Annotated in this window: 2 protein-coding genes and 1 tRNA gene; all 3 read right to left on the bottom strand. The window is 55.0% G+C overall.

Translation table 11 applies throughout. From position 1 onward, the window contains the following. Window positions 1-22 precede the first annotated feature (22 nt). The 3 genes from AB1500_13110 to AB1500_13100 all read right to left on the bottom strand — a co-directional run bounded on the left by AB1500_13110 (window position 23) and on the right by AB1500_13100 (window position 1,596). Window positions 23-98, bottom strand: a tRNA-Asn gene (locus AB1500_13110). Between the two features lie 93 nt (window positions 99-191). Continuing rightward, window positions 192-743, bottom strand: coding sequence for a hypothetical protein (locus AB1500_13105; protein ID MEW6184085.1), 552 nt, complete (start codon window positions 741-743; stop codon window positions 192-194). Continuing rightward, complete coding sequence (locus AB1500_13100) at window positions 700-1,596, bottom strand: hypothetical protein (protein MEW6184084.1); 897 nt, start codon at window positions 1,594-1,596, stop codon at window positions 700-702. Before AB1500_13100 ends, AB1500_13105 begins: the two co-directional genes overlap by 44 nt. Window positions 1,597-1,877: the final 281 nt, after the last annotated feature.

Here is a 1,877-nt window from a genome sequence, read left to right as displayed (position 1 = left end):
TAAAGAACCCGTAGTTATTACCTGGCTCCCCGGGACGGACTCGAACCGCCGACAAATTGGTTAACAGCCAACCGCTCTACCGACTGAGCTACCGGGGATCGGCAAATCACCTATCTATACTCTTTTTATACTCCCGTCAAGCTCCTTTTTCAATCCTCGCCCTCGGCCGCATCCGAGAAGACTGTTACCATTTAGGTCGCCCCCAATGGATTGAATTCAGGATGGTCCTTCCAGAATTGAATTCGATGACTCATGGGCTCCCCCCGCCAATAACCTTCGAAAATTGGGGCGGAAAGGCAGTTCCAGGCCAAATTGAGCAGGGAGACATGGGCCATTGCCCCGTCGAGCGATCTATACCGGGCCCTGTCTTCATGAAAGGTGTTGTCTTTGACGCCGAAAACGCCCGTTTCCGTATCCCAGTGAAGAAGTATTCTATCGAGAACGCTTTGATCGCTCCACTCGCCGGAAGGGCGATTGGTGATAAAATGCTGCCGATCCCTCTCCCCCGTGGCCAGGTTGGTTTTTTGAATTACGAAACCCTCCTGGATTCCCGGATAGACGGCGTGTCTTAATCCCGGCAACCGCCACAACGAGCGGCTATGAATTTCCTTGCTTTCAAGATGCACCTCTTGGCGGTAATGTCCCCCGGGCCATAGTTTAATCGAATAGTCCGCCCAATCCAACACCCTCGAATAAATATTACCGGCGTTTTCCTTTATCCGGAAAAGGTAAAAAAAAACCATTCGCGGTCAGCCATGCGCTGAAGTCTTCGACGCAAAATCCCGCGTCGCCGCTTATCACCACCACTCTGTCGCCCGGTAGAGGCGTTAAGGCATCCAATATGCGCAGGGCCGCTCCCCATTCTCCGTTTCGATCCAGTTCCGTGGGATGCGCGCCTATGATAAAACGGCGTCTATGGTCCTTTTCGTCCGTCCGAATCTCCGTTACATGGACGAACCGTTCCTTTGCTCCGGCGTTATACGACGATTTCACCACCTTGCCGTCAATAACCAGATCATGTTGGATTCCCGTCGGCCGGGCCGCGCGTGGGCGCTCGAAATTGTCCGTCCTTCGGGGCGCCTCTTCTTTCCTCGGTTTTGACGGCGCGGAGCGTTTAGCCTTGGCGGCGCTCATCCCTTTCGCGCGCTCCGCGGCCGCTCGCGCCGCCAAAAGTTCTTTCCGCCTCGCCAGGTCGGCGCGCCTTTGCTTGGCCCGAAATTCATCCAAGACGTCTTTCGGATTTCTCAACCCGCGCCGGACAACCAAATGCGGCGTATACCCGAGACGAGCCCATAAAGGAGCAAGAACCTCGTTGGCCGCGGGCCAGTCGATTCTCCGTAAAAGGCTGTAAACAGCTTTCCGGGTAGGCTGAGCCCCCAACTTTTTTTTGCCGGGCTCCACGTTCGTTCGCTTTTTGGGGAATAAAACCCCGATATATTTATTGCCCGCGATAAAACCGGAAATAATGCGATGAAGAATCAAGTGCAACGGGTAAACCCGGTTGTCCGGGCTTCTCGGGTCCGGAACGGATTTCAGGCTGGCCCAGTAAGTTTCCCGGATGTCGGAGAAAATTTCCGGAAGCAGTACCTCCGGCAAATCCTCCGACACTTGGTGGTCGTGGAGGGCCTGAATGTGTCTTCGACGTTCCGCCTGCTTCTCTCTTCTCTTTTTGGCCTGTTCGCCCGTGTATTTTTTTCCCATGGGCCAAGCCTATCATGGATCATCCTAATTTGCAACTGTCTTCTAGGATGCCCTCGGCCGGGGATTCTCCCGAGGGGCCGGGCTCGAGGTCGGTCTCGCCGCAGAGGTGGGCCAGTTTGAGGTATTCCTCGTTGACCCGCTTTTCGATCTGGGCGATGGTCTCGGCGTCCAGGTGC

Source organism: Bacillota bacterium, from assembly GCA_040755295.1.
Lineage (GTDB): Bacteria > Bacillota > Desulfotomaculia > Desulfotomaculales > Ammonificaceae > SURF-55.
This window is presented reverse-complemented; position numbering and strand designations above follow the sequence as displayed.

Coding starts and splice junctions, on each gene's coding strand:
- AB1500_13105 (MEW6184085.1), bottom strand. CDS start 743: ATGGTTTTTTTTTACCTTTTCCGGATAAAGGAAAACGCCGGTAATATT.